This is a genomic window from Cysteiniphilum halobium (genome assembly GCF_003574425.1).
GTDB lineage: Bacteria > Pseudomonadota > Gammaproteobacteria > Francisellales > Francisellaceae > Caedibacter > Caedibacter halobius.
This window is the reverse complement of sequence record NZ_QLIU01000002.1, coordinates 1-6987: the sequence shown is the minus strand read 5'-3', so window position 1 is coordinate 6987 and position 6987 is coordinate 1. Positions and strand designations below refer to the sequence as shown.

The following is a 6987-nucleotide window of genomic DNA, read 5'->3' as shown; positions in this document are numbered from 1 at the left end:
CTGTCCTGTAGTGTGCAAAAACCCACGAAAAATAGTGGGAGTTGGCATGAATTATATTGATCATTTGGAAAGGGTAAATTTTTTTGGTGGTCCGCGTGTCCCACCAGAACACTTTATATTTTTTCAAAAACCAGTTAGTAGCATCACAGGACCATATGATCCTGTGTTTATTCCTCGTGATTGCTATAAGTTAGATTATGAAAACGAAATTGGGGTGATAATTTCAAAGCCTGCCAAGTATATTGATAAAGCAAATGCATATGAGTATATTGCAGGGTTTTGTATTGCTAATGATGTTTCTGAGCGATCGTTACAACTCCAGCAACCAGGTCAACATGAAATGGGGAAATCAAGCGATAGCTTTTGTCCTCTTGGTCCATTTATTGTGACACCAGATGACGTTGATATAGTGAATATGCATCTTTGTACTAAATTGAATGGGGAAATCAAGCAAAATGGCAATACCAAGAGTATGATTTTTGAAATACCGCATCTGTTAGCAGAGTTAAGCAAATATTTTACACTACAAGCCGGAGACATCATTCTCACAGGCACGCCACATGGTGTGCAATTAGAAGAGGAAATATTAGGTAATACCCCGCATTATCTACAAGAAGGCGATGTTATCGAATTATCTATTACAGGACTTGGCTATCAGCGAAATGTCATAAAGAGGGATTAAAATAGATCAAGATATGATTTGAAATAGTCGCAAGTGGATCTTTGTATTGCATTATCCAAACAATAAAACTTTAAACCTGGGGCAGGTATAGAAAAAAATGCAAAAGATTGCCTTAAAGATTCATCCTTGTGTTGAAGTGAAACTCTATGTGTACATGCCTTGAATTTATTTTGACTCCAATACTCCAGTAAAAAGCCACATAATATAACTATCTTATTTGTTGCCCCTAGATGGCACCATTTTCCAGTTAGATTATTTTTATATTCGAACCCATCGGGTATTCCAAATGGAAAAATGGTGAATAGTGAAACATCTAAATGTTCAGACAATCGATGGCTATTTGCATGATTAGATCGAATACTCTCCAGATTGGGGTAGTGATTACAGGAAATCATATGTTTGATGTTATGGTATAAAGCATATAATGATTTTGAATTAATATAATTAATTAATTAATTGTTGTTCAATATATTGAATGGTATTTAGTAGAATATTCCACTGTGTATTGAAAAAATGTTGGAATTCATGAGGAAAATCTCTTGAATCATGTAGGTTAGATAGGACGAAAGTGTGAAGCAAGTCAAAACTATATTGATTCGTACTGTCTTTTTGACCTAAGTAAGAATATCCATCAAAACCAAAACTATAATTCTTCTGTAAATATTTTTTTTTGTAGCTGTCATCCTTGTTAACAAATTGACTTAGGCTGTTTGATAAAGTTTGAGAACATAATGCATTGGTGTCAATTTCTACTATTCCATGTTTTATAAGGTTTTGATAGTTTGCTTTAGTAAGTAGCATATTTATTCCTTATGTTAAATTTTGCTATATAATTGCTGTTTTTTAAGACTACAGCTTTGGATAAACAGACAAAAATAAGATAGAAAATTAATAATGCTTGTTAGAAGGTTTAACCATTTCCAGTGATATATTAATGCACTTGTAATATCACTTAATGTAATAATGACGCCAATAACAATAAAAGGCAGTGAGTACCCCCCTGATGTTTTATAAAAAAAGTTTTTAATAATTTGGGGAAACCAAAGAATAATCCATAAAAAAGAGCTAATGTAACCTGATATCCAAAAAATAAGATTATCATTTGATCCAATGTGAAAGCCTTGTGATTTATGTCCTAATCTAACTAAAACCACCGCAGTGATTACTATGAATATAATCCATAGAAATGATAATATGTGAATAAATATTGAAAAAATACGAGCATACATGAGTTGAAATTGTTGAATGCTTAAAGTCGATAAATAAACGATATCGACAGCAATATACTGCCATTGGTAATTAAAGCCCAGACCGTAAATTAAGTCTAGAGATGTGGCCCCTAGATACATTACCTGTGTATTTAAACTAATGTTATTGTAATTAGGCTTATAAATATTATGATAAAGTTGGGGCAGAAAGTGTATAAAGTATAAAGCTAAGGATAAATTAAGTGTGAATTGACCTAAATAAGACAACATAAACTCCCCCAGAACCACTACATATTTGCCAGTATGATTTCGTGTCTAATACACATAACAAAATCTACTTAATATGTTAAGAAAAAGATTGCATCGATAAGACATTAATAAATTCATGCTTTTTCAGGAACAAAAAGGGCTTCTGCAAAAGATTTTAATAATTTGGGTTTATCACGTTTGTCAAACAGAAGTTCTACCAACTTAGTGCCCTTTTTATCTAAAAATGCATCAATTTCAGATAAATCATCAAAGTTTTCAGATTTTAGCGTGTGTCTAACGCCAACAGAATGCGCAAATAGAATATGATCCCATTTAGGAACATCATTGTATTTTGCATTAGCTCCATGTATTTCACGTTCAATTGTATAGCCATCATTATTGATAATGAAAATACAAACGTTAAGATTCAAAGCGCTTATTGTTGAGAGCTCTTGTGCACTTAAGTGAAAGGATCCATCACCAATAAATAAAACTGTTCTTGTATTTCTTTTGGATACTGAAGCACCAAGAGCTGCTGGCAAAGTGTATCCTATTGAGGACCATTTAGGCTGAGATATAAATTCTACGCCTTTAGGTATCCTTTCTGGCAGCATACCAAATAACGAGCATCCTGCCTCAGCGATAACAGTATCATTTTCTTTAAGAATATGCTGAGAGGCAAATTGCCAAAACTTATCATGTGTTAATTTATCACCTGTTAATTTTTCATTAAAAGTTGTGTCATTATTGAGATGGTTAAAATATTCATTTTTAAATTGATCAAAGCTTTTGATTTTATCGTTTAAGGTTAAAAATAAATTCTCTAGACAACGATCATAATCGATGTTCAAAGCAAAGTATTCTTTACCTACTCGATAACAATTTCTATTGATAACAATCTTAGTTTTTTTATCAATATAGTTATTACTCGTAAATTCTCCTGAAGTAAAGTCACTATATAAAGTACCAATAGAGATGACGCAATCCGATTTCTTTACAAGATCAGTTGTTGTTGGTGTGGAGAAATTACCTGCAAATATACCACAGAAAAGAGGGTGGTCCTCTCCAATAATGCCTTTACTGGCATAGGTGGATACATAAGGAATATTATGATTTTCTATAAACTGCTTAATCACTAATTCACTTCCTTTTACATCATTACCTATAATGAGGAGTGGGTGATTGGCTGAAGTCACTTTTTTGACAGCGTTATCCATAAACTTTTGTTCAATATTGCCAAGAAAATGTACATCTTCAACATATTCAGAAACGTCCATATCAAAAAGATTAACAGGAATATTTAGATAAACGGGTTTTTTTTGTTTGATCATACTGCTCACAACGCGTATTATTTCTTCGATGGTGTTATGCCTTGTGATATTCGCTGTAGCTGATGTGAATAAACTAAAAGCAGTGTTAAATTGCGGACTTATAAAGTTTCCTAAACTATGGTGGATGGGAAGTTGAGATTCAAGTAAACCTTCATTTGGACAACCAACAATCATTAAAACAGGAATGTTTTCAGCATAGCTACCAGCTATTGCGTTAACTAGGCTCATTTCTCCTGGCCCTGATGTGACAGTGACCATACCATAACCATTCATTCTAGCATAAGCATCAGCTGCATACCCAGCATTGAGTTCATTACAGGTACCGCATAATGTTACGTCACTTTCTTTTTTTTCAAAGTAATCAAGAAAACTCATGACATAATCACCTGGAACGCCAAATGCAGTTTCAATATTTAATTTCTTAGCGATTCTAATTAAAAGATCTCCTAAATTCATAATTTTTCTCCTCAAAAAATTTATGTTTTCCTGTTTTTTTGAGTTATGTAATAGTTATGCAATATTGATAATAGTCTTAGCCGTTACCTGTAACTTAATAACTCAAAAGTATCAAGAACTTCGTTGACATTAACCACCACAACATGATTTACGATGGTTATATACCGCTCATAAACCATTTTACAGCATTTCTGCCATTGAATTTTACACCCTTTTGGGTGATTGAACTTTGGCAATAGTCCTAGCTATTACCTGCAATCCAATCACCCAAAAGCATCAAAAACTTCTTCGGCACTGAACACCGCAAAATGATTTACGAGCGGTATAGTTGATATATCATAAAGCAAAATCTAAGCTGACTTTAACTTATGACAAGCAAAATGACGTATGATGAGTATATACCGATCACAAATCATTTTATAGAATGTCGACTTTGAGTGATTTTTTCTTGATAAGAGTCATAAAATATTAAAAAATCTTGGACATTAAACGCTGTAAAATGCTTTATGTGTGTATTCGCATGATCAGTATAGACAAAGGCAGTGCTTAAACGTGCAGAACTTTATGGCTTGTCTCCTATTTTTCTAGGATGTGCAGCAAATACTGATAGAATCACTCCCATGACACTAATGAGACTGCATACTATTAGCGGAATAAACCAGCCTGCTGTTTGCTGATAAATGTAGCCAATAATGACTGGTCCAAGTGCTGCAATAAGATATCCTAGTGCTTGCATCATTGCAGACAAACTAGCGGCGTGTTGATGTGTGATGCTTCTTAAGCCAATCAAAGATAAGCTGATGATAAAGCTTCCCCCCAAACTAAAGGATAGGATGAGCGTAAATATAACTAATACAATATGGTTTTGAGCAAAATTGAGTAATAATAGAGATATAAATACGCAGATATATAATATGGTAGTAAGCGCACGTAGGTCTTTTAATTTTCGCATGACAGGGATTAGAATCACTCCAGATATAGCTGCAAGTAATTGGAAGAAGCCTGCTATGTAGCCAGCAATCTCTTCTGTGTAGCCTTTATCTTTGAGCATAATAGGAAGCCATGCAAAAAAGATATACGATAGTATCGCATTGACGCTAAACAAAAAAGTAAGTTGCCAAGCTTCTTTATAATGATATATCTTTTCTGTTTTATATGTTGATGATGTTGGTGTAACGCTGTAATGACGAGATCGCTGAATAAATATAGACCATAATACAATGGCTATTATAGTTAGGCATCCCACAGAGAGCATGACGAGTTGCCATCCAGATAGACTGCTATTGAGGCGATTCCCTAGTGTAAGTAAGGGTTCTGCAATACTGACACTAATCCAGGTGCCAATAGCCATCATCAAGGCATAAAGTGATGTCATTACACTGATATGGTTAGGGTAATCGCGTTTAATTAAACTCGGTAAAAGTACATTTGAGATGCTGACACCAATACCGATAATAGCAGTTCCCAAATATAAGAGCCATACGCTGAAAAAAGGTCTGATTAAGATACCAAGCAAGATTAAAAATAATGAAATATATAGGCTATATTCTAGCTTTAACTTTTTATTGATATATGGAGTAAGAATTGAAAACAGAGCAAACATAAATAAAGGGATTGTCGTTAACAGTCCTAATGCTGTACTTGTAAGGTGTAGTGATAAACCAATTGTGTCAATAATTGGTGAAATTCCTGTAATAGGTGCGCGTAAATTCACTGCAATAAACAAAATAGAAATGATGCCAAACAGTAAATTCTTATTTCTCTTAATCACTCATCGGTCCTTACAAAATTGCTTATTCTGTTGATTTTTATGCTATTAATCTTGTCTTGCATATATGACAGGATCGTACTTTATTAAGCCATAAATAGAGTTATATCCTTGTTGTGATTTTAAATTATTGCAGTTATTTAGCTGCCCATCTTTATTCAGTAAACAAACTGTTCCGATAGTATAGCTACCATTAGTGTATGCGTCTATTGGGTTTTTCTCATTGATAAAGTATATATATTCATTACCATTTTTTTGATGCAAAATATCAAATGTTGCCACAGGCTCTTTTAGATCCATTTTGATTTCTTGACATGCATTAGGTGTTTTGAGTCGCTTAATATCAAAGTCACAAGCATATAAATGATTTTCTGGATCTTTATTTTTATCATTACCTAATATAAAAAATTTGTTTAAATTTTGACTATAGCTAATGGATATTCTTTTTGTTACATCCAAAGGAACATAATGTGTCAGAAAAGAATATTTATCTTGTCCATTTTTCTTCACTATAATAAATTTTATGTAATCGTCATATTTGACATAATTATTGCTGGATATAGTATATAAGCTTGATGACTTCATCAGTGTTTGTTTAAAAGTCTTATCAACTTTATCAGCATCGCCCATGTTATCACAATCCTTGAAAATATATGGGTTATAGACCTTGCACTTAAGGTTTCCATTTATTAAGTTAAAATTATCGAATCCAAAAGTTAACTTCACTATTCCTACAGGTTCTACTTTAATATTTTTTTCAATAGATTGGATCTGCTCACCTGTGCTTGAATTTTCTACATTTAAGTCAACCTTATACTCTTGTGGTAAATCTGTGTGACTATCAACGGATAGGTGGCAACCAAATTTAACCTCGGGCTTACTATCTAAGATGGTTTCTTTTTTGCTATCGCATACAATAGTGCTATCAGTTTTAAGTGTTACGGGGTATGATTGGGTGTTAAAAGAAAGCTGAGACTCGTCCATTTTTACATCAATTGTAAATTGATCACCTACAGCAATGCTCTCTGGGGCAGTTGCTTCAAATGTTGGTGTTGATTCAGTTGGACTTGTTGTGGAGATAGATGAGTGATCCTTTCTGCCACCAAATATTGGTGTTGATTTAGTTGGAGTTGTTTTAGCAGTAGATGAGTGATCGCTTCTGTCATCGGATATTGGCTTTGAGTTGTTTGGGTTTGTTTTAGCAGTAGGTGAGCTATTACTTCCACCATCAGAACTACCACCGCCACCGCAGGCAGTTAAACTTAAAATGCTTATTAACGCCATGTTCAACTT

The 6987-nt window shown here is 33.5% G+C and carries 7 protein-coding genes; 1 reads left to right on the top strand and 6 read right to left on the bottom strand.

Going from position 1 to position 6987, the window contains the following annotated elements:
* Positions 1–10 precede the first annotated feature (10 nt).
* Complete coding sequence (locus DNK85_RS01555) at positions 11–682, top strand: fumarylacetoacetate hydrolase family protein (RefSeq protein ID WP_328587282.1); 672 nt, start codon at positions 11–13, stop codon at positions 680–682.
* On the opposite strand, the gene DNK85_RS12355 is transcribed toward DNK85_RS01555, so the two are convergent.
* The 6 genes from DNK85_RS12355 to DNK85_RS01525 form a co-directional block, all read right to left on the bottom strand.
* On the bottom strand, positions 679–1077 hold the full coding sequence (locus tag DNK85_RS12355; RefSeq protein ID WP_119327826.1) for a 2OG-Fe(II) oxygenase family protein: 399 nt from the start codon (positions 1075–1077) through the stop codon (positions 679–681). The genes DNK85_RS01555 and DNK85_RS12355 overlap by 4 nt on opposite strands.
* Positions 1078–1126: 49 nt before the next feature.
* Positions 1127–1483 carry a hypothetical protein gene (locus tag DNK85_RS01545; RefSeq protein WP_119327825.1) on the bottom strand — a complete coding sequence of 119 codons (357 nt, stop codon included), beginning with the start codon at positions 1481–1483 and terminating at the stop codon, positions 1127–1129.
* 14 nt (positions 1484–1497) lie between these two features.
* Positions 1498–2160 (bottom strand): PQ-loop repeat-containing protein, encoded by a 663-nt coding sequence (locus DNK85_RS01540; protein ID WP_119327824.1) that lies wholly within the window; start codon positions 2158–2160, stop codon positions 1498–1500.
* A 113-nt stretch (positions 2161–2273) separates the two neighbouring features.
* Complete coding sequence (locus DNK85_RS01535) at positions 2274–3926, bottom strand: thiamine pyrophosphate-binding protein (protein WP_119327823.1); 1653 nt, start codon at positions 3924–3926, stop codon at positions 2274–2276.
* A 562-nt stretch (positions 3927–4488) separates the two neighbouring features.
* Positions 4489–5697, bottom strand: coding sequence for an MFS transporter (locus DNK85_RS01530; protein WP_119327822.1), 1209 nt, complete (start codon positions 5695–5697; stop codon positions 4489–4491).
* A gap of 45 nt (positions 5698–5742) precedes the next feature.
* Positions 5743–6987 (bottom strand): hypothetical protein (locus tag DNK85_RS01525; protein ID WP_208123119.1); only part of this gene is annotated, 1245 nt, incomplete at its 5' end.